Raw genomic sequence first — 20437 nt, 5'->3', positions numbered from 1 at the left:
CGATCAGCCGATGCCGAGGATGTCGACGACGAAGACGAGCGTCGAGTTCGCCGGGATGCTCGACTGCGCCTGGTCGCCGTAGCCCTTGCTCGGCGGGATGATCGCGAGAACCTGCGATCCCACCGGCTGGCCGATGAGCGCGTCGGCGAATCCCTCGATCACGCCGCCCTGCACGTCGGCACCGGATGCCGCGACGAGGCTCGCGGGGGCGCCGCGCTCCCAGCTGGAGTCGAAGACCTCCTTGGAGCTCCAGACCACGCCGGTGTAGTGCACCGTGACGGTGTCGCCCTTCTTGACGGTGCGCCCATCGCCCTTCTTCAGCTGGGCGACCTTCAGGGTCTTCGGCGCCTTCTCGTCGGGGATCGTCAGGCCCGGGCGGCCGGTGTGATCGAGCACCACCGAGGGGAATCCGGACTGGGCCGGCTGCGGTGCGCCGTCGGCGCGCGTCAGGTAGGCCTTCTTCACGTCGACGACGAACACGAGGTCGTCCTTGCCCGAGAGCCCGATGCCGGCGTTGCCCGCCGAGCCGAAGGCATCCTTCGGGGGAACCACGATCGCGATGCGCGAACCGGGCTTCGCGCAGGTCAGGCCCTTCGCGAGTCCCTTCTGCACCTGCGTGCTCGAGACGACGACCGAGAGCTGCTTGCTCACGTCGTCGCTGTAGTCGGTCTTCTCGATCAGGTCGCCCGTCGTGCCGTTGTAGACGGCCATGTCGATGACGGCCTTCTGACCCGTGATGAGCCCCTCGCCGTGACCGTCGACGATCGTGCTGCGCTGCGTCTTGGGCGCCTGCATCGGCGTCGGGAAGTCGACGTCGGGCGCGCTGCCGAAGTCGCCCTTCGCGGTGACGATGGATGACGCATCGCCCGAGGGCGCGCCGCCCGTGCAGTCTGCGGGTCCTGACGAGCAGGCGGTCAGCCCGACAGCGATCAGGCCAGCGGCCGCGATGAGAGCGGGAAGCTTGCGCACGGGTCCTCGTTTCGTGATTCGTGTGGAGATACAGGTGGTGCGGATGCCCAGGGCCCGCACCGAGAAGAGCCTACTCGGAGCCGAGGTCGCGAGCCTTGGAGGCCGCTGCACTCGTGCCGGCGGCTCGCACCCGCTTGCGCAGGCTCTTGGGGCTGACCGTGCGGTCGCCGAGCGCTCCCGGAGTCCAGGCCTCGACGTCCTCGTCGCTGTAGTCGGACTTGGACGGGCGGCGCTTCAGCTCGGGCAGCACGGTGTCGGGGGCCAGTCGGCGAGCGGTGAGCAGGAAGCCGGTGTGGCCGATCATGCGGTGATCGGGGCGCACGGCCAGTCCCTCGACGTGCCAGCCGCGCACCATCGTCTCGCTCGAGACCGGGTTCGTGTACAAACCCGTGGCACGGATGGCCTCCGCAACGCGGGAGAGCTGCGTGACCGTCGCGACGTAGCACAGCAGAACACCGCCGGGCGTGAGCGCAGCGGAGACCGCGGGCAGGCACTCCCAAGGGGCGAGCATGTCGAGCACCACGCGATCGGCGGTGCCGTCGGCGACCGTCTGCGGCAGGGCCTCGGCGAGGTCGCCGAGCGTGATGGTCCAGTTCTCGGGCTCGTAGCCGAGGAAGGTCTCGACGTTGCCGCGGGCGACGTCGGCGAACTCGTCGCGTCGTTCGAACGAGGAGAGCCGTCCGCTCGGACCGATAGCCCGCAGCAGCCACAGGGAGAGAGCGCCCGAGCCAGCACCGGCCTCCACGACCCGGGCACCCGGGAAGATGTCGGCCATCGCGAGGATCGCCGCGGCATCCTTCGGGTAGATGATGGCGGCGCCACGGGGCATCGACATCACGAAGTCGGTGAGCAGGGGTCGCAAGGCGAGGTGCTCGACGCCGACGTTGTTCGTGACGACGGAGCCGTCGGGGCGGCCGATGATCTCATCGTGCGCGAGCATGCCCCGGTGCGAGTGGAAGACCTTGCCGGCCTCGAGCGTGATGGTGTTCAGCTTGCCCTTGGGTCCGGTCAGCTGCACGCGGTCGCCGATGCGGAACGGCCCGCTGTTCTGGGGACGCTGGTTGGCACTCATCGCGTGCTCCGTTCGGCTCCGGCGAAGAGGGCGTCGATGTCGGCTGCGCTCACGTCGCTCAGCGACGAGAACAGGGTGTAGGCATCGCTCTCGGCGAGCGGAACCTGGTGGGGCACGCCGATCGTGACCGCTCCGGATGCCACGGCCGAGGCCAGGCCGGGAACCGAGTCCTCGATCGCGACGCAGTCCGCGGCATCGACCCCGAGCAGGCGTGCCGCGGTGAGGTAGGGCTCCGGGTGTGGCTTTGCGTTCGCCACGCTGTCGCCGGTGACGATCACGTCGAACGCCGGAAAGCCGACCAGGCCCGCGATCTGCTCCGCCATGGAGCGCACCGACATGGTCACGAGGGCCGTCTTGGTTCCCCGCTCGCGCAATTGCGCGAGCAGCTCTCGAGCGCCCGGCCGCCACGGGATGCCCTCGGCATCGAGCTGCTCCTGTACCGAGGCGGTGAGCCGGTAGACGATCGTGTCGGCGTCGAGCGCGACGCCCGCCTGCTGGAAGACCTTCGCCGATTCCCAGAGGCCGAGGCCGACGACGCGCAGGCAGTCCGCGTGCGTCCAGCCTCCCCCGAACGAGGTGACGAGTTCGATCTCGGCGCTCATCCAGTACGGTTCGGTGTCGACGAGCGTCCCGTCCATGTCCCAGAGCACGGCAGCAGGCGCAACAGTTTCCACAACCGACAAGTCTACGGGTCGGGCTCTATCCTTGAGTCCAGGGTCGCGCGTGCGGCCCCTCAACGAAACGAGGTCGCACCCGGTGGCTGAGCGCAGCGGCATTCTCGGCGGACGCATTCTGGTGGTCGCATTCGAGGGATGGAACGACGCCGGGGAAGCGGCATCCGGGGCGGTGCGCTCGTTGAAGGAGGAGCTCGACCTCATCGAGATCTTCTCGGTCGACCCCGAGCTGTACTTCGACTACCAGTTCAACCGCCCGACCGCGACGCTCGGCGACGACGGCCGGCGCTACCTCGAGTGGCCGGGAGCGGTGCTCTACGGCCCCGCCGTGCCGACGGGCCAGGTCGCCTCGCTCGCCGAGGACGCCGCCCTGCAGGTGAGCGGTGCCAACACCGGCAACATCTACCTGCTGCTGGGCACCGAGCCCTCCCGCAGCTGGAAGAACTTCGCCGCCGACGTGATCGATTCCGCCCTCGCCGCCGACATCAGCGCCATCGTCTTCCTCGGTGCCATGCTCGCCGACGTCCCACACACGCGGCCCATCTCGCTCAGCTCCTCGAGCGACAACCCCGAGCTGCGCGCGGAGCTGGGCCTGGAGCGCTCGAGCTACGAGGGACCCGTCGGCATCCTCAGCGTCATCGCGGATGCCGCGGAGCGGGCGGGAATCCCGACCCTCTCGATCTGGGCGTCGGTTCCCCACTACGTGCACAACGCCCCTTCGCCCAAGGCGATGCTCGCCCTCATCGACCGGCTCGAGGAGCTCGTCGACGTCACCATCCCCCGCGGCGATCTCGTGAGCGAGGCCGAGGCATGGGAGAGCGGAATCGACGCGCTCGCGGCCGACGACGAGGACATGGCCGCGTACATCGCCGGCCTCGAGCAGGCGCGCGACACCGTGGACTCCCCTGAGGCCAGCGGTGAGGCGATCGCTCAGGAGTTCGAGAAGTACCTGCGCCACCGCGGAGATCGTCCGGGCGAGAAGCCCGACGACCCCCGCCGCGGCTGAGCCGCGCCGCCGCGTCAGGCGGTGAGCACTCCGGTGAGCAGTCCGGCGATCAGCAGGCCGCCGAGCAGGATGCGGTAGATCACGAACGGCAGGAAGCTGTGCCGTGAGATGTAGCTCATGAAGAAGGCGATCACCACGAGCGCCACGAGGAAGGCCACCACGGTGGCGAGCGCCGTCTCGAAGGGCCCGAACACCTCTGGCGTGCAGGTGGTCGCGCCCGCTGCGCACGGATCCGCGATCGACTTGTACACCTGGTAGAAGCCGCTGCCGAGCACGGCCGGGATGGCGAGCAGGAAGGCGTAGCGCGATGCCGCCTTGCGCTCGTAGCCGAGGAACAGGCCCGCCGTGATGGTGCCGCCCGAGCGCGAGACGCCCGGGATGAGGGCGAGCGACTGGGCGAGCCCGTAGATGATGCCGTGCGGGTAGGTGAGGTTCTTCAGCCGTCGGGTCTTGGCTCCCACGGCATCGGCGATGCCGAGCAGGATGCCGAAGACGATGAGCATGATCGCCGTGATCCAGAGGTTGCGCAGCACCGTCTCGATCTGATCCTGGAAGAGCAGCCCGAGGATGATGATGGGCACGGAGCCGATGATGATGAGCCAGCCCATGCGCGCATCCGGGTCGTCGCGGGGAACGCGCCCGACGAGGGACTTCGCCCACTGCGCGATGATGCGCACGATGTCGCGCCAGAAGAAGATGATGACCGCGAGCTCGGTGCCGATCTGAGTGATGGCGGTGAAGCGGGCGCCCGGGTCCTCTCCGGTGCCGAGGAACTCCCCCACGATGCGCAGGTGGGCGCTCGAGGAGATGGGCAGGAACTCGGTGAGCCCCTGCACCAGGCCGAGGATTATCGCATTGAGCACGTCCATGGTCTGCCTTCGACGTCTAGTGAGCTAGTAGGTCAGGAGCAGATCATTCAGCACCCTTCGTCCAAAGAGTAGCGCGTCGAGGGGTACGCGCTCATCAACCCCGTGGAACATCGCCGGGAAGTCGAGGCCGGCAGGCAGGCGCAGCGGGGCGAACCCGTATCCGGCGATGCCGAGGGTGGCGAGCGACTTGTTGTCGGTGCCGCCCGAGAGCAGGTAGGGCAGCACCCGCGCCTCGGGATCGTGCCGCGACAGCGCGGCGGACATCGCCTCGACCAGGGGGCCCGAGAACGGGTTCTCCAGTCCGATGTCGCGGTGGGTCACGACGAGCTCGATGTCCTCGCCGACGATCTCGCGCACCTCGGCGAGCACGGCGTCCTCCTCGCCCGGCAGGGTGCGGATGTCGATCCGCGCCTCGGCCCGGTCGGGGATGACGTTGGCCTTGTAGCCGGCCTGCAGCATGGTCGGGTTGGTCGTCGTGCGCAGGGTGGCTTGGATGAAGCCGGAGGCGGAGCCCGTCGAGAGCGCGAGCTCGTCGGGCCCGACGACGCGCGGGTCGACGCCGAGGATGCCGGCGACCTCGTCGAGCAGCTGCCGGGTGGTGTCGGTGAGCCGGATGGGCCACTCGCGCCGACCGAGCGCCGCAACGGCCTCCGCGAGCCGCGTCACGGCGTTCTGCCGGATGAGGCGCGAGCCGTGTGCCGCCTGACCCCGCGCGATCAGCGTGACCCACACGAGCGCCTTCTCGCCGGTCTGCAACAGGTAGGCGCGCTGCTCGCCGACCTGGGTGGAGTAGCCGCCGACCTCGCTGATCGCCTCGCTCGCCCCGGCGAAGAGCTCGGGGTGATTGCGGACGAGCCACTGCGCGCCGAAGACCCCGCCGTTCTCCTCGTCGGCGAAGAACGCGACGACGAGGTCGCGTTCCGGCTGCCGGCCCGAGCTCAGGATGTCATCGAGCGCGCCGATGATCATGGCATCCATGTTCTTCATGTCCACGGCTCCGCGACCCCACAGCAGCCCGTCTCGCACCTCGCCGGCGAAGGGGTCGACGCTCCAGTTCGCGGCATCAGCCGGCACGACGTCGAGATGGCCGTGCACCACGAGGGCGGGCTTTGACGCATCCCGGCCGGGCACCCGCGCGAGGACGCTCGTGCGTCCGGGTTCGCTCTCGAACAGCCGCGGGCGCAGTCCCAGTCGTGAGAGGTGCGCCTCGACGTACTCAGCGGCCTGCCTCTCGCCGTTGGAGCGACCGTCTCCGTAGTTCGTGGTGTCGAAGCGGATGAGGTCGCGGGCCATCGCGGCGGTGTTCTCGAGTTCGGCGGGTGCCATGCCGCCACGCTACCGGACACGCCCGGGCGGCCTGGGCCGGTGCGAGGGCAGCCGTGAACTCGTGGTAATGTCTTAGCTCGTGGCCGCGAGAGATCGCGACGCGAAGAACACATGCGCGGGTGGCGGAATAGGCAGACGCGCTAGCTTGAGGTGCTAGTGCCCGTATAGGGCGTGGGGGTTCAAGTCCCCCCTCGCGCACACTGTGTTGAGACAGTCAGAAAGCCGGGTCGAAAGACCCGGCTTTCGTCGTCTCAGCGGCCCTGCTGTTCCGCCTCGGCGATGGCGTCGGCGGCGCCGACGAGCGCCAGGTGCGAGAAGGCCTGCGGATAGTTGCCGACGTGGGCGCCCGTCGCCGGGTCGATCTCCTCGGCGAGCAGCCCGAGGTCGCTGCAGTATCCGACGAGCCGGTCCATGAGCGCGCGCGCCTCGGACAGGCGGGCCGTCTTGGCGTACTGCCGCACGAGCCAGAACGAGCAGGCGAGGAAGGGGAACTCCCCCGGCGGAAGCCCGTCGACGTTCGCCTCGGTACGGTAGCGGTGCACGAGCCCGTCGTTCATGAGGTCGCTCTCGATCGCCGCGACGGTCGCGAGCATGCGGGGGTCATCGAACGCGCAGTAGCCCACCTCGGGCAGGAGCAGCAGGGAGGCGTCCACCTCTGTCGTGCCGTAGTACTGCACGAAGCATCCGCGCACGGGGTCCACGCCCTTCGCGTCGATCTCGGTGCGCAACTGCTCGCGCAGCGTCTTCCAGCGCTCCCGCGGTCCGGGCACCGAGAACTCGGCACTGGCCATGATCGCCCGGTCCAGCGCCGCCCACATCATCACTCGGGAGTGCGTGAAGTAATGAGGCTCTCCGCGCATCTCCCACAGGCCCTGGTCCTTGCGCGCCACGTTCGACTCGACGAAGCCGATGAGCGCGCGCTGCAGCGGCCAGGAGAACTGCGTGTCGATGACGCCCGCCTTGCGGGCCTCGTGGAGGGCGACCATGACCTCGCCGATCACGTCGGCCTGGTACTGGTCGACGGCAGCGTTGCCCACTCGAACGGGGCGCGAGTCGGCGTAGCCGGGCAGCGAGGCGATCTCGCGCTCGGGGATGTAGCGCTCACCGGCCACGCCGTACATGATCTGCACGTCGGCCGGGTCACCGGCGATCGTGCGCAACAGCCATTCGCGCCACGTCATCGCCTCCTCGGAGTAGCCGTGGGCGAGCAGGGCCTGCAGGGTCAGTGACGCATCCCGCAACCAGACGTAGCGGTAGTCCCAGTTGCGCGGCCCGCCGAGCTGCTCGGGAAGCGACGTCGTCGCTGCCGCGACGATGCCGCCCGTCTCCTCGTGGGTGAGGGCGCGCAGCACGAGCAGCGATCGCACCACCTGGTCACGGTACGGGCCGTCGTGCTCGCAGGTCGCCGCCCAGTTGGACCACCACTGCCCCGAGGCGATGAAGGCCGAGTCGCCGTCTGGACGCGGCGGCGCCTGCTCGTTGGAGGGGAACCAGCTCAGCGAGATGCGCTGCACCTCCCCCTCTCCCACGGAGAACAGCGACTCGTGCAGGTGGTTGCGGGCGTTCAGCCGGGGCCCCCGCACGATGATGGCATCCGGGCCGCATACCGCCAGCAGTGCCGGGGAGCCATCCTCCTCGATCTGGCGCACCCAGGGCAGAGCGCTGGCGTAGGCGAACCGGATGCGGATCTCCTGGCGCATCGGCACGGTTCCGCGGATGCCGCGCACCTGGCGCAGCACGTCGATGTGGCCGCGGGTGCGCGGCATGGTGTCGAGCACCTCGACGACGCCCTCCTTCGTCGTCCAGGTGTTCACGACGGTGAAGGTGTCGGTGAGGTAGTGGCGCTCCAGCGTCGCATCCGGATCCTCCGGACGCAGCAACCACCGGCCGTGATCGGGCGTTCCCAGTAGTGCGCCGAAGGCGGACGGCGAGTCGAAGCGCGGCAGGCACAGCCAGTCGATGGATCCGTCCTTGCCGACCAGGGCGCAGGTGCGGCTGTTGGACAACAGCGCGTAGTCCTCGATCGGCTGGGTCACGACAGGGAATCCGGGTTCACGGGCAAGAGCGGGCTCGACATGGGCTCATGCTACGAGAGCCCCCTCGCGACATGCTGCATGTCGGCGGTATCGACTTGACTAGTTAGAACAAGAGTTCGAAACTGAAGGGGTGTCCATGGCCGCCGTCTCATCCTCGTCTTCGACCGGGTTTCCGTTGAACGGAGCCTCCCCGGTCGAGGACGCCGCGGCGAACCTGGAACGCGTCGCCGAGCTTCAGGCCCGCATCCGCGGCATGCAGTCCACGAGCCTCGACAGCCCGGCACTGCCGACCTCGTCGGCGATCGCCGCCGTGCTTCCCGGGGGAAGCCTGCGGCAGGGAGCAGCCTATTCGGTGGAGGGCTCCCTCACGCTCGCGATGGCGATGCTCGCGGCCCCGTCGGCGAGCGGGGCGTGGTGCGGCGTCGTCGGCGTTCCCGACTTCGGAGCCGAGGCGGCCACCCGGTTCGGCATCGACCTGGAACGCCTCGTGCTGGTTCCCGATCCCGGTGAGCACTGGCTGCTCGCGACGGCCGCGCTCGTCGACGTGCTCAGCGTCGTCGTGCTGCGGCCGCCGATGCGGGCGAGCGATTCGGATGTCGCCCGGCTCGCGGCGAGGCTGCGCCAACGCGGGGCCGCTCTCATCGTGCTCGGTCCCTGGCCGCAGAGCGAGGCGCGCCTCACGCTCGAGCAGAGCAGCTGGTCGGGGCTCGGCAGAGGCCACGGCTACCTGCGTGCCCGCGAGGCGACCGTCACGGCGACCGGCCGGCTGGGCGGCTCACGACCGCGTACCGCCCGGCTGTGGCTCCCCGATCCCGAGCAGGCCTTCACCGTCGGCGAGGATGCCGCTCCCCGACTGCAGGCGGTGGCCCGGTGAGCCCGCTCGGCCGCACCATCGTGCTCTGGTGTCCCGACTGGCCCGTGACGGCGGCCATGCGTGCCGGCGGCATCGATGCGCACGCGCCCGTCGCTCTCATCGACCGTGCCCTCGTGTTCGCCTGCTCGCCCGCCGCCCGACGCGACGGCGTGGCGCGCGGCCTCAAGCTGCGCGAGGCCCAGGCCCGGTGCACGCAGCTCATCACCCTGCCCTACGACCCCCTGCACGACGCCCGCGCGTTCGAGCCGGTGCTGGCCCGCATCGAGCAGGCCACCCCCGGCGTGCAGCTCATCCGGCCCGGCACCTGCGCCGTGCGCTCGCGCGGCCCCGCACGGTTCTACGGGGGCGAACGACAGGCGGCCGCCGTGCTGCTGGACTGCCTCGCCGAACTCGGCATCACCGACGCCCGCGTGGGCATCGCCGACGGGCCGTTCGCCGCCGAGCAGGCCGCCCGGCGCAGCGGCTCCGACCGCATCGGCATCGTCGAACCTGGCGGCTCCTCCACGTTCCTCGCCCCGCTGCCCATCGGCCTGCTCGTCGAGCCCTCGCTGAGCACCCTCCTGCTGCGACTCGGCGTGCGCAGCCTCGGCGACTTCGCCGCCCTGCCCGCCGTCGACGTGCATCGCCGGTTCGGGGCCATCGGCGCGCACGCCCACGCCATCGCCGCCGGCCGGGACGGCCGCATGGTCATCGCCCGCACTCCCCCGAAGGACTTCGAGGTCACCGTCGCGTTCGAGCCTCCCCTCGACCGGGTCGACCAGGTGAGCTTCGGCGTGCGTACGGCTGCCGAGGACTTCATCGCCGCCATGACGAAGGCGCGCCTGGTGTGCACCGGAGTGCGGGTGAGCGTGCTCTCGGAATCCGGCGAGGTCGTCGAACGCAGCTGGATGCATCCGCGCTGGTTCACGCCCACCGACGTGCTCGACCGGGTGCGCTGGCAGCTGCAGGGAAGCGGAGCCGTCGACAGCGGCCTGCGCTCTGCGGTTGCCGCGGTCACGATCGCTCCGGAGCGCACCGATTCCACGGCGAATCACGAAGAGGGGCTCTGGGGATCCGGTCCCGACGAGCGCGTGCACCACGGCCTCACCCGGGTGCAGAGCATGCTCGGCCATGAGGGCGTCGTGACGGCCGTCATCGGCGGAGGCCGGCTGCTCGCCGACCGCCAGATCCTGGTTCCCTGGGGCGATGAGCCCCCGGCGGATGCGGTCGCGAGTGCCGAGCGGCCATGGCCGGGCAGCCTTCCCGACCTGGCCCCGGCCACCGTGTTCCGGGCTGCGCGGCCGGTCACCGTGCTGACGGATGCCGGCGCGCCGGTGATCGTCGATGACCGCGGGATGCTCACGGGCGAACCGCGCTTCTTCTCCCCCACCGGCCGCGCCGCCGAGATGCGGGCCGTCGCAGCCTGGGCCGGGCCGTGGCCCGTCGTCGAACGCTGGTGGGATTCCGCGAAGGCCCGCCGCGTCTGCCGCCTGCAGCTCGTGGACGACGACGGCATCGCCTGGCTGCTGCTGCTCGAGGGCGAGGCCTGGCAGGCCGAGGCCAGGTACGACTGATGGGCTTCAGCAATCCCCCGATTCCCTGGTCGGAACTGGAACGCTCGCTCTCCGACCGGCGTCGCCCGGGCGGCCAGCGCCTGATCGCGGACGGGGGCGACGCGCCGGCCTTCTCGCGCAAGCGCCAGCCCTACCGGCCCAAGGCCATTGCGCCGAGCACGGATCCTGCTGTTCCCTACGCCGAACTGCATCTGCACTCCACCTTCAGTTTCCTCGACGGGGCCTCGTCGCCGGAGCAGCTGCTCGAGGAGGCGCAACGGCTGGGGCTGCACGGCATCGGCATCACCGACCACGACGGCCTCTACGGGGTGGTGCGGCTGGCGGAGGCGGCCGAGAGCTACCCCGGCATGCGCACCGTCTTCGGCGCCGAGCTCTCCCTCGGCCTGAACCGACCGCAGAACGGCATCACCGATCCCGAGGGAACCCACCTGCTCGTGCTGGCACGCGGGGAGGCGGGCTATCACCGCCTGGCCTCGGCCATCACGGCCGCCCAGCTCGCCGGCGGCGAGAAGGGCAAGCCGCTCTACGACCTGGCCGAGCTGGCTGAACGCTCAGGGGGCGACTGGCTCGTGCTCACCGGATGCCGCAAGGGCGCCGTGCGCCAGGCCCTCGCCGCGGGAGGCGCCCCGGCCGCGGCGAAAGCCCTCGACGCCCTCATCGACGGCTTCGGACGTGAGAACGTGGTCGTCGAGCTGTTCGACCACGGGCATCCGCACGACAGCGCAGCCAACGACGAACTGGCCGCCCTCGCGGCCTCCGCCGGCCTTCCCGTGGTGGCGACGGGCGCGGTGCACTACGCCACCCCCGACGAGCACCGCCTGGCCTCGGCCCTGGCCGCCGTGCGCGCCCGGCGCAGCCTCGACGAGATGGATGGCTGGCTGCCCGGTTCCGCGGGTGCGCACCTGCGCAGCGGCGCCGAGATGGAACGGCTGTTCGCCCGTTTCCCCGGCGCTGTTGCGAACACCGTGCGCTTCGCCGACGAGCTCGCCTTCACCCTGCGCAGTGCCCGGCCCCGGCTGCCGAAGCAGAAGGTTCCCGCCGGCCACACTCCCATGAGCTGGCTGCGCGAGCTGGTCTGGCGCGGGGCGGCCGAGAAGTACCCCGGCGTTCCCGAAGCCGTGCGCGCGCGGCTCGAGCGCGAACTCGACGTGATCGAGCTGAAGGACTTCCCCGGCTACTTCCTCATCGTGCACGACATCGTGCAGGAGGCCCGGCGCCGCGGCATCCTGTGCCAGGGGCGAGGCTCGGCCGCCAACTCGGCGGTCTGCTACACCCTGGGCATCACGGCGGTGGACTCGATCTTCTACGACCTGCCCTTCGAGCGCTTCCTCTCGAGCATGCGCAACGAGGAACCCGACATCGACGTGGACTTCGACTCCGATCGGCGCGAGGAGATCATCCAGTACGTCTACGACAAGTACGGCCGCCACAACGCCGCCCAGGTGGCCAACGTCATCAGCTACCGCCCCAAGGCGGCGGTGCGCGACATGGCGAAGGCCCTCGGCTTCAGCGGCGGCCAGCAGGATGCCTGGACCAAGCAGGTGGAGCGCTGGGGCGCCGAGATCACGAGCGCCGACCACGACATCCCCGGCCCCGTCATCGAGCTCGCCGAGAAGCTGCTGAGCTTTCCGCGTCACCTCGGCATCCACTCGGGCGGCATGGTGCTCACCGACCGCCCGGTGGGCGAGGTCTGTCCCATCGAGCACGCCCGCATGGACAAGCGCACCGTGCTGCAGTGGGACAAGGACGACTGCGCCTGGATGGGCCTGGTGAAGTTCGACCTGCTCGGCCTCGGGATGCTCGCGGCCCTGCAGTACACCTTCGACACGGTGCGCGATGACCTCGGCGAGCAGTGGAGCCTCGACACCCTGCCGAAGGAAGAGCCCGCGGTCTACGACATGCTCTGCCGCGCGGATTCCATCGGCGTCTTCCAGGTCGAGAGCCGCGCCCAGATGGGCACGCTCCCCCGCCTGCAGCCGCGGCGCTTCTACGACCTCGTCGTCGAGATCGCCCTCATCCGTCCCGGTCCGGTGCAGGGCGGAGCCGTGCACCCCTTCATCCGCCGCAAGATGGGTACCGAGCCCATCAGCTACCTGCATCCCAAGCTCGAGCCGGTGCTCGAACGCACGCTCGGCGTTCCGCTGTTCCAGGAGCAGCTCATGCAGATGGCCGTGGCCGTCGGCGACTGCACGGCCGAGGATGCCGACCGCCTGCGCCGGGCGATGGGTTCCAAGCGCGGGGTCGAGAAGATCTCCACCCTGAAAGCCAAGCTCTACGAGGGCATGGCCCGCAACGGCATCAGCGACGAGGTGGCCGACAGCATCTACGGCAAGATCGAGGCCTTCGCGAGCTTCGGCTTCGCCGAGAGCCATGCGATCAGCTTCGCGCTGCTCGTCTATGCGAGCTCGTGGTTCAAGCTGCACTACCCGGCCGCCTTCCTGGCCGCGCTGCTGAGGGCGCAGCCCATGGGCTTCTACTCACCGCAGACGCTCACCGCCGATGCCCGCAGGCACGGCGTGCAGGTGCGCCGACCCGACATCCTGCGCTCACGCGCGCACGCGGGGCTCGAGCCGCTGGCCGAGGGCACCGGCGGCATCCGCGTCACCGGGCGCGACAGCTGCCGCGAGGGCATCCAGCCGCCGACGGGATCCTTCGACGCGCGCCGCCCCGACGAGTCGGCTGCCCATCGGCGCGACGGCGCCTTCGCCGTGCGCCTGGGCCTCGCCGAGGTGAAGGGCATCGGAGTGGCCCTTGCCGAGCGCATCGTCGCGGAGCGCGAGGCCCACGGCGCCTACCGCAGCATGTCGGATCTCGCGCGCCGGGTGGGGCTGAAGACCGAGCAACTCGAGGCGCTCTCGGCGGCCGGCGCCTTCGCGTCGCTCGGCCTGGCACCCCGAGAGGCGCTCTGGGTGGCCGGCGACGCCGCGCAGGATCGCGCCGCCTATCTCGATGGCTCGGTTCTGGTCGTGCAGCCTCCGCTGCTGCCGATGCTGAGCGATGTCGAGCAGGTGGTCTACGACCTCTGGACCACCGGCATCTCGCCCGACGACCATCCCATCCGGCACGCGCGCGAGGGGCTTCAGGCGCGGGGCGTGCTCTCTGTGGAGGCCCTGCACTCCGCCGAGAACGGCCGCCGCTACGAGGTGGGCGGCGTCGTCACCCACCGGCAACGGCCGGCGACGGCAGGAGGCATCACCTTCCTCAACATCGAGGACGAGACCGGAACCCTCAATGTCATCGCCGGTGTCGGCGTGTGGAACCGCTACCGCCGCGTCGCCCGTGAGGCCCCGGCGATGATCGTCCGCGGCATGCTCGAGCGCAGCCAGGAGGGCATCGTCAACCTCGTCGCCGACCGTTTCGAGCCACTCACCGTGGCGGCACACAACAAGAGCCGCGACTTCAGTTAGTTTCGAACGATGGACTTCGACAGGTACGGCAGCGATGTTCTGCAGGGCGACTGGCGACGCGCCGGTCGACGCGTGGTTCCCGAGGTCTGGGCCGAGCGCGACCTCGTGGTCGAGGAGGTCGTCACCGGCTTCTGCGGAGCCGTGGTGGCTCTCGAGAAGGGCATCGTGAGCCTCGAGGACCGCTTCGGCACGCGCCGCCTCTTCCCGCTCGGTCCCGGCTTCCTCCTCGACGGCGAGGCGGTCGTGCTCACCGCGCCCAAGCCAGCGGCTCCCCGAGGTCGCGACCGCACCGCATCCGGCTCGTTCGCCGTCGACAACGGGCCGGCCAAGGTCGCCCTGCCGAGCCGCATCTTCGTCGAGGGCCGCCACGACGCCGAACTCGTCGAGAAGGTCTGGGGCGCCGACCTGCGCGCAGAGGGCGTCGTCGTGGAGTACCTCGAGGGGGTCGACGATCTCGATGCCATCGTGCGCGGGTTCGCCCCCACCGCCCGCCGCCGGGTCGGCGTTCTCGTCGACCACCTCGTGCCGAACTCCAAGGAGTCCCGCATCGCGGATGCCGTCGCCCGCGGGCCGTACGGCGCTCACGTGCTCGTCGTCGGGCATCCGTTCATCGACATCTGGCAGGCGGTACGTCCGGCGCGCATCGGCCGGGAGGCCTGGCCCGTCATCCCGCGGGGAACGGACTGGAAGCACGGCGTCTGCGCCGCCCTGGGCTGGCCGCACGCCGAGCAGGCCGACATCGCCCGCGCCTGGCAGCGCATCCTCGGGCAGGTGCGCACCTATGCCGACCTCGAGCCGGCCCTGCTCGGCCGGGTGGAGCAGTTGATCGACTTCGTCACGGAGCCGGCGCACTGAGGCCGGGGAGCCGAGCGCTCAGCCCAGGCGGGTTCAGCCCAGGCTCGTGCCGAACAGGAGGCCGAGCGCGTAGGTGACGGCCGCGGCGCCGTAGCCGATGACGAGTTGCCGCAGCGCCCGAGACAGCGGTGCCGCCCCCGAGAGCAGGCCGACGATGGCGCCCGTGACGAGTAGGGCGATGCCCACCAGCACGACCGAGACCGCGATGGCGGCCAGTCCGCTCAGGCCGAACAGGAAGGGCAGGATCGGGATGAGGGCACCCGAGGCGAAGAAGCAGAAGCTCGATGCCGCGGCGGCGAGGCCCGTGCCGACCGTCTCATGGTCATCGAGCACATCGATGCCGGCGGTCGGCGGCGCCTCCTCGGCGGCGTGCAGCGCCTCGAACAGCCGAGCGGCGCGATCCGAGGCGGCCTGCTCCGACATGCCGCGGGCCCGGTAGACGAGCGCGAGCTCGTTCGCGTTCACGTCGAGGTCGGGCAGCACGGTCTGGGCGCTCGGATCGGGGGCGGATGCCTCGAGCAGCTCCCGCTGGGAGCGCACGGAGACGTATTCGCCCGCGCCCATCGAGAGCGCGCCGGCGAGCAGTCCCGCGATGCCCGTGAACAGCACGACTCCGGTCGGCACGCCGGTGGCCGCGATGCCGAGCACGAGGGCGAGGTTCGAGACCAGCCCGTCGTTGGCGCCGAAGACGGCGGCGCGGAAGGTGCCCGAGAGCCGACGGCGCCCGCGGGCGGCCAGCCCGCGCACGACCTCCCCGTGGATGCGCTCGTCGGCCGCCATGGCGGCGGTCGCCTGCGGGTCGTCCGCGTACGGGGAGCGGCCCTCGGCGCGCTGCGCGAGTGCGAGCACGAACACCGAACCGAACCGGCGGGCGAGCACGGCGAGAATACGGGTGCGCAGGTCCGCAGAGACCGGCCTGCCCGCATCCGCGCCGAGCAGCTCGCGCCAGTGCGCCTCGTGGCGCCCCTCGGCCTCGGCGAGGGCGAGCAGGATCTCGCGCTCCTCGCCCGTGCGCCGGCCCGCGAGCTCGCGGTAGACGGCGGCTTCGGCGCGCTCGTCGGCGAGGTACTGCCGCCAGCGGCGCAGGTTCCTGCTCGAGCGGTCGCCGGGTAGCGCGGTACTCACTCGGCCACCAGCTCCTTCCAGCCATCGCCGTCGACGTGCTCGAAGATGAGGTTCGTCTCGGTGTGCGCAACCGCCGGGTGGCCGGTGAGGTGCGTGAGCACGAAGTCGCGCAGCTCCGTGGCGTCGTGGGCGGCGACGTGCAGCAGGTAGTCGTCGGCTCCCGCCATGTGGAAGATGCCGAGCACGCCGGGAAGGTGGGGGGCCGCCTGCCAGAAGGCGTCGATCTCCTCCCGCGCGTGCTTGGCCAGCCGCACCGCGATGAGGGCCTGCAGCGAGGCGCCGAGGGTCGCGAGGTCGATGTCGGCGTGATAGCCGCGGATGTGGCCGAGTGACTGCAGCCGCCGCAGGCGCAGCGACACGGTCGACTCTGCGACGCCCACCTCGCTCGCCAGGGCGGAGCCCGAGGCGCGCGCGTTCGCCGACAGCGCCCTCAAGAGGGCACGATCGACGCGATCGAGATCAGGTTTCTTCGAATCCACGGCGGATTCCTTTCCGAAGGGCGCAGAAGCTTCCGCAATGGTACCGGCAGTCGCAGCTTCTCCATGCTTTCTTCGGCTCGCCGAAACCTCAGGCGATGGGGTGGGCCGCTCCGGCATCCGGAATCCGCTGGACAGGCGCACGATTGCGGATGCCGAGCCACGAGACGACGCCGCCGATGGCCAGGAGCACCGCGCAGGCGATCACCGCCCGGTGGTAGCCCCGCACGTCCAGTCCGCTCGCGCCCACGATGACGCCCGTGCACGCCACCGCGATGAGGCCGGCGATGCGCGCGACGGCGTTGTTGACGGCCGAGCCGATGCCGGAGTGGATCGGGTCGACGGCGCCCAGGATGGCCGAGGTGAGCGGGGCGACGGTCATGGCCATGCCGAGTCCCATCACGACGATGCCGGGGAAGAGCTCCACCCAGTAGTTCGCGTCGGCTCCGACCATCAGCAGGTAGAGGGTGCCGGCCGCCGCCACGAGCGGCCCGACGGTCATGAACAGCCGGGGCCCGTAACGGGTGGACAGCCCGCCGAAGTACGAGGACAGGAGCACGAGCATGAGGGTCTGCGGCACGCTCACGATGCCGGCCAGGAATGCGGAGTACCCGGCGCTCTCCTGGAGGAAGACCGTGAGGGCGAAGCCGGAGAAGCCGATGGCGGCGTAGATGAAGGAGGTCGCCAGGTTTCCCCAGGCGAAGTTCCTCGCCGCGTAGAGGCTCAACGGCATCATCGGATGCGGTGAGCGGCCCTCCCACCAGACGAAGGCGGCCAAGCAGGCCAGCCCGAGTATTCCCGGCACCCAGATGAGTGGGCTTCCGAACCCGTAGCGCCCCTGCTCGATGAGGGCGAACACCGGACCGGCCAGCCCCAGCACGCCGAGCACGCCGCCGATGTAGTCGATGCCGACCCGAGGAGCGGTGCGCACGTCGCGTCCGAGCCGCATCATGAGCCAGAGCGCGAACGCGATCGGGAGGATGTTGATGCCGAAGATGAGCCGCCACGACACCGCGTCCACGAGGATGCCGCCGAGCGCCGGGCCGCCGAGGAAGGCGGCCGTCGTCCAGGCGGTCCAGCGTCCGATGGCCTTGCCCTGCTCGTCGGAGGGGAAGGTCGAGATGATCAGCGCGAGCGAGCTCGGCACGAGCAACGCGCCGGCGGCTCCCTGGGCGATCCGCGCGCCGACGAGGAACTCACCGGTCGGGGCGAGGGCACAGGCGATCGAGGTGATCCCGAAGCCGTACAGGCCGACGCGCAGGATGCGCAGTCGACCGAAGTTGTCGCTCAGTGAGCCGGCGAGCAGGATCAGGGCGCCGAGCGTGATGAGGTAACCGTCGACCACCCACTGCTGCACGGGCAGTCCCCCGCCGAGTTCGTGCCGGATGGCGGGCAGCGCCACGTTCGTGACGGCTCCGTCCAGGAAGGCGACGAACGAGACGACGATGGCGACGACGAGCACGCGCGTCTTGAGCTTCACGGTCTCACGTTAGGGCAGTGCACCCTCAGTGGGTGCGACCCAGCCGTTTGCGCAGCAGTTCGATGCGCGCCTGGAGCTGCGTCACGCTCGCCTGCGGCACGGCCGGACCTCCGCAGAGGCGGCGCAGCTCCGCGTGGATCATGCCATGGGGCTCTCCCGAGAGCTTGGACCACATGCCGACGAGCGAGTTCAGCAGGGTGCGCTGCTCCTTGAGGGTGCGGTAGAGGGCAACCGGCTCCTCGTTGGCGGGCTCGTCGCGCTTGCGGTCGCTCGCTCGCCGTGCCTGCCGGGACTGCCGGTGGCGCAGCAGCTCGGAGACCTGCTCGGGCTCGAGCAGTCCGGGAATGCCGATGAAGTCGAGTTCTTCCAGGCTGCCCGGTTCCGCGAGGGTGCCGTACTCCTGGCCGTCGTACATCACGCGGTCGAAGTCGGCGCGGGCTTCGAGGGCCTCGAAGCTGAACTCGCTCGTGAGCGAGTCAGAGGCCTTCTCGTCGCGGTTGGCCTCGGCCACCATCGCGTCTTCGGGGTTGTAGAGCTCGCCCTCGGCGTTCTCGTCGGTGCGGCGGTCGAGGGCGTGGTCGCGCTCGAGTTCCATCTGCGAGGCGAGCGCCATCAGCACCGGCACGTTCGGCAGGAAGACGGATGCGGTCTCGCCGCGACGGCGGGCACGCACGAAGCGTCCGATCGCCTGGGCGAAGAACAGGGGCGTCGCCGAACTCGTTGCGTAGACGCCGACGGCGAGCCGCGGAACGTCGACGCCCTCCGAGACCATGCGCACCGCGACGAGCCAGCGCGCGTTCCCCTTCGCGAACTCCTCGATGCGGTCGGAGGCCTCCTTCTCGTCCGAGAGCACGATGGTCGGGCTCTCCCCGCAGATCTCCCGCAGGATGCCGGCGTAGGCGCGCGCGACCGTCTGGTCGGTCGCGATCACGAGGCCGCCGGCATCCGGAATGGACTGCCGCACCTCGCTCAGCCGGCGATCTGCTGCGCGCAGCACCGCGGGGATCCACTCCCCCTTCGGCTCGAGGGCCGTTCGCCACGCCTGGGCGGTGATGTCCTTGGTGTTGCCCTCGCCGAGCCGGGCCTCCATCTCGTCGCCCGCCTTGGTGCGCCAGCGCATCGCCCCGGCGTAGACCATGAACAGCACGGGCCGCACGACGCCGTCGGCCAGGGCTCGACCGTAGCCGTAGTTGTAGTCGGTGAGCGACGTGCGGATGCCGTGCTCATCGGGTGCGTACTGCACGAACGGAATCGGGGCGGTGTCGGAGCGGAACGGCGTTCCCGTCAGCGAGAGGCGTCGGGTCGCCGGCTCGAACGCCTCGCGGATGGCGTCGCCCCAGCTGAGCGCGTCGCCGCCGTGGTGCACCTCGTCGAGGATGACGAGCGTGCGTGATGCCTGGGTGAGCTCGCGATGCAGTGCCGCGCGGGCGGCCACCTGGGCGTAGGTGACCGCGATGCCGTGGAAGTGGCGCCCGTAGCTGCCGTGCGCGTTGCGGAACGAGGGGTCGAGCCGGATGCCGGCGCGGGCCGCCGCATCCGCCCACTGCTTCTTGAGGTGCTCGGTGGGCGCGACGACGGTGATGCGGTCGATGACGCGGCGCGCGCGCAGCTCGGCGGCCAGGCGGAGCGCGAAGGTCGTCTTGCCGGCGCCCGGGGTCGCGGCGGCGAGGAAGTCGCGCGGCTCGTTCGCGAAGTACGCCTCGAGCGCCTCGGCCTGCCATGCCCTCAGCTTGTCGGCGGTTCCCCACGCGGCCCGCTCGGGGAACGCGGGAGAGAGGTGCTCCGCAGCGGAGGTGCCGGGAACGGGGCCTCCGGGAAACGGTGTACTCACTTGACAAGAATCTACCCGACCCGGCCGACAGCCGGCGGCGTCTGGCCTCAGACCGAGGGCGGCGGAACCAGCGGCGGAACGGGGACCTCCGACTGCACCGTGGCCGAGAAACCGGCGCCCGTCAGGGCATCCGCCACCGCGGTGACGGCCTGCGACGTCGCAACGTTCTCATTGAGTGGCGCGTGCCAGAACAGCACCCGCGCACTGGCGCGTTCGGGAGAGAGCTCGGTGAACAGCACGCTCGGGCGCGGCTTGTTGTGCACGAGCGGGCCGGCCTCCGCGGCATCCACCAGCAGGGTCTCGAGGGCGTCCCGCTGGCCGGGCTCGCTCACCCGCACCCGGATCTCGCTGCGGCGTGCGGCGTGCTCGCTGTTGTTCCAGAACGGGTTCTCGAGCAGGTCGGAGTTGGGCACGTGGGCGACGCGCCCGTCCCTCGTGTGCACGACGACGCTGCGGGAGTTCAGGTCCCGCACGACGCCGACGATGCCCTGCACCTCGATCTCGTCGCCGACCGTGAAGGGTCGTCGAGCCTGCAGCACGACTCCGGCGCCGAAGTTGCCGGCGATGCCGCGCAAGGCGAGTGCCAGCACGACGAGCACGATGACCACGGATGCGAGCAGGGGCTGCACGTTCGCCCCGAGGAAGGCGAGGGCGACGCCGAGCGCGATGAGCCAGACGAAGTACTTCGCGACCCGGGCGAGCGTGAGCACGAGCGGCGGGCTCACCTGCGGCCAGCGGCCCCCGATCGCCAGGATCGCCCGCTTCACGAGGGAGGCCACGATCCAGCCGGCGATCAGCACCAGCAGGGCGAACAGCAGGTCCCAACCGCTGAGCTTCTGCGCGTCGAAGAACTCGGCGATCTGGTCCATGCCGATATGCTCACA

The 20437-nt window shown here is 70.5% G+C and carries 16 protein-coding genes and 1 tRNA gene; 6 read left to right on the top strand and 11 right to left on the bottom strand.

Annotation, left to right across the window (positions count from 1 at the left end; all coding sequences use genetic code 11):
- Positions 1–3: 3 nt before the first annotated feature.
- The 3 genes from WDJ51_RS05145 to WDJ51_RS05135 all read right to left on the bottom strand — a co-directional run bounded on the left by WDJ51_RS05145 (position 4) and on the right by WDJ51_RS05135 (position 2715).
- Entirely contained in the window at positions 4–969 is a 966-nt protein-coding gene (locus WDJ51_RS05145; RefSeq protein WP_337851358.1) for an FKBP-type peptidyl-prolyl cis-trans isomerase, read from the bottom strand.
- A gap of 70 nt (positions 970–1039) precedes the next feature.
- Positions 1040–2041 carry a tRNA (adenine-N1)-methyltransferase gene (locus WDJ51_RS05140; RefSeq protein ID WP_337851357.1) on the bottom strand — a complete coding sequence of 334 codons (1002 nt, stop codon included), beginning with the start codon at positions 2039–2041 and terminating at the stop codon, positions 1040–1042.
- Entirely contained in the window at positions 2038–2715 is a 678-nt protein-coding gene (locus WDJ51_RS05135; protein ID WP_337851356.1) for an HAD family hydrolase, read from the bottom strand. The genes WDJ51_RS05140 and WDJ51_RS05135 overlap by 4 nt, the downstream gene beginning before the upstream one ends.
- A gap of 82 nt (positions 2716–2797) precedes the next feature.
- On the opposite strand from WDJ51_RS05135, the gene WDJ51_RS05130 reads away from it, so the two are divergent.
- Positions 2798–3721 carry a proteasome assembly chaperone family protein gene (locus WDJ51_RS05130; protein WP_337851355.1) on the top strand — a complete coding sequence of 308 codons (924 nt, stop codon included), beginning with the start codon at positions 2798–2800 and terminating at the stop codon, positions 3719–3721.
- Positions 3722–3735: 14 nt separating this feature from the next.
- Here WDJ51_RS05130 and WDJ51_RS05125 read toward each other — a convergent pair whose 3' ends face one another.
- A complete protein-coding gene (locus WDJ51_RS05125) occupies positions 3736–4590 on the bottom strand; it encodes an undecaprenyl-diphosphate phosphatase (RefSeq protein ID WP_337851354.1) in 855 nt (284 codons plus the stop codon).
- 24 nt (positions 4591–4614) lie between these two features.
- Entirely contained in the window at positions 4615–5916 is a 1302-nt protein-coding gene (locus WDJ51_RS05120; protein WP_337851353.1) for a M20/M25/M40 family metallo-hydrolase, read from the bottom strand.
- Between the two features lie 113 nt (positions 5917–6029).
- Here WDJ51_RS05120 and WDJ51_RS05115 point away from each other — a divergent pair.
- Positions 6030–6114: transfer RNA gene (locus WDJ51_RS05115), tRNA-Leu, on the top strand.
- A gap of 53 nt (positions 6115–6167) precedes the next feature.
- Here the strand turns inward: WDJ51_RS05115 and WDJ51_RS05110 are convergent.
- Positions 6168–7952: a glycoside hydrolase family 15 protein gene (locus tag WDJ51_RS05110; RefSeq protein ID WP_337851352.1), complete on the bottom strand. Its 1785-nt coding sequence runs from the start codon at positions 7950–7952 to the stop codon at positions 6168–6170.
- A gap of 136 nt (positions 7953–8088) precedes the next feature.
- Between WDJ51_RS05110 and WDJ51_RS05105 the strand changes: the two genes are divergently transcribed.
- Genes WDJ51_RS05105 through WDJ51_RS05090 form a run of 4 tightly spaced genes read left to right on the top strand, consistent with a single transcriptional unit; the run spans position 8089 to position 14641 of the window.
- Positions 8089–8826, top strand: a complete 738-nt coding sequence (locus WDJ51_RS05105; protein ID WP_337851351.1) for a hypothetical protein — start codon at positions 8089–8091, stop codon at positions 8824–8826.
- Entirely contained in the window at positions 8823–10379 is a 1557-nt protein-coding gene (locus WDJ51_RS05100; protein ID WP_337851350.1) for a DNA polymerase Y family protein, read from the top strand. The genes WDJ51_RS05105 and WDJ51_RS05100 overlap by 4 nt, the downstream gene beginning before the upstream one ends.
- Positions 10379–13786, top strand: coding sequence for an error-prone DNA polymerase (locus tag WDJ51_RS05095; RefSeq protein WP_337851349.1), 3408 nt, complete (start codon positions 10379–10381; stop codon positions 13784–13786). The genes WDJ51_RS05100 and WDJ51_RS05095 overlap by 1 nt, the downstream gene beginning before the upstream one ends.
- 9 nt (positions 13787–13795) lie before the next feature.
- A complete protein-coding gene (locus WDJ51_RS05090) occupies positions 13796–14641 on the top strand; it encodes a DUF3097 domain-containing protein (RefSeq protein ID WP_337851348.1) in 846 nt (281 codons plus the stop codon).
- Between the two features lie 33 nt (positions 14642–14674).
- Here WDJ51_RS05090 and WDJ51_RS05085 read toward each other — a convergent pair whose 3' ends face one another.
- From WDJ51_RS05085 to WDJ51_RS05065, 5 genes are all read right to left on the bottom strand, one after another.
- Positions 14675–15766 (bottom strand): VIT1/CCC1 transporter family protein, encoded by a 1092-nt coding sequence (locus WDJ51_RS05085; RefSeq protein ID WP_337851347.1) that lies wholly within the window; start codon positions 15764–15766, stop codon positions 14675–14677.
- Positions 15763–16245 carry an Lrp/AsnC family transcriptional regulator gene (locus WDJ51_RS05080; protein WP_337851346.1) on the bottom strand — a complete coding sequence of 161 codons (483 nt, stop codon included), beginning with the start codon at positions 16243–16245 and terminating at the stop codon, positions 15763–15765. The genes WDJ51_RS05085 and WDJ51_RS05080 overlap by 4 nt, the downstream gene beginning before the upstream one ends.
- 88 nt (positions 16246–16333) lie before the next feature.
- Positions 16334–17722: an MFS transporter gene (locus tag WDJ51_RS05075; protein WP_337851345.1), complete on the bottom strand. Its 1389-nt coding sequence runs from the start codon at positions 17720–17722 to the stop codon at positions 16334–16336.
- A 25-nt stretch (positions 17723–17747) separates the two neighbouring features.
- Positions 17748–19553 (bottom strand): DEAD/DEAH box helicase, encoded by a 1806-nt coding sequence (locus WDJ51_RS05070; protein WP_337851344.1) that lies wholly within the window; start codon positions 19551–19553, stop codon positions 17748–17750.
- A 47-nt stretch (positions 19554–19600) separates the two neighbouring features.
- Positions 19601–20422 (bottom strand): mechanosensitive ion channel family protein, encoded by an 822-nt coding sequence (locus tag WDJ51_RS05065; RefSeq protein WP_337851343.1) that lies wholly within the window; start codon positions 20420–20422, stop codon positions 19601–19603.
- Between the last annotated feature and the right edge of the window lie 15 nt (positions 20423–20437).

It is taken from the genome of Rathayibacter sp. YIM 133350 (assembly GCF_037404875.1).
GTDB lineage: Bacteria > Actinomycetota > Actinomycetes > Actinomycetales > Microbacteriaceae > Orlajensenia.
The sequence above is the reverse complement of the archived record's forward strand: the minus strand, read 5'-3'. Positions and strand labels throughout refer to the sequence as shown.

Bases quoted from the DNA above. Each gene is read 5' to 3' on its own strand.
- WDJ51_RS05140 (WP_337851357.1), bottom strand. From the start codon at position 2,041: ATGAGTGCCAACCAGCGTCCCCAGAACAGCGGGCCGTTCCGCATCGGC.
- WDJ51_RS05125 (WP_337851354.1), bottom strand. From the start codon at position 4,590: ATGGACGTGCTCAATGCGATAATCCTCGGCCTGGTGCAGGGGCTCACC.
- WDJ51_RS05120 (WP_337851353.1), bottom strand. From the start codon at position 5,916: ATGGCACCCGCCGAACTCGAGAACACCGCCGCGATGGCCCGCGACCTC.
- WDJ51_RS05105 (WP_337851351.1), top strand. From the start codon at position 8,089: ATGGCCGCCGTCTCATCCTCGTCTTCGACCGGGTTTCCGTTGAACGGA.
- WDJ51_RS05095 (WP_337851349.1), top strand. From the start codon at position 10,379: ATGGGCTTCAGCAATCCCCCGATTCCCTGGTCGGAACTGGAACGCTCG.
- WDJ51_RS05090 (WP_337851348.1), top strand. From the start codon at position 13,796: ATGGACTTCGACAGGTACGGCAGCGATGTTCTGCAGGGCGACTGGCGA.
- WDJ51_RS05065 (WP_337851343.1), bottom strand. From the start codon at position 20,422: ATGGACCAGATCGCCGAGTTCTTCGACGCGCAGAAGCTCAGCGGTTGG.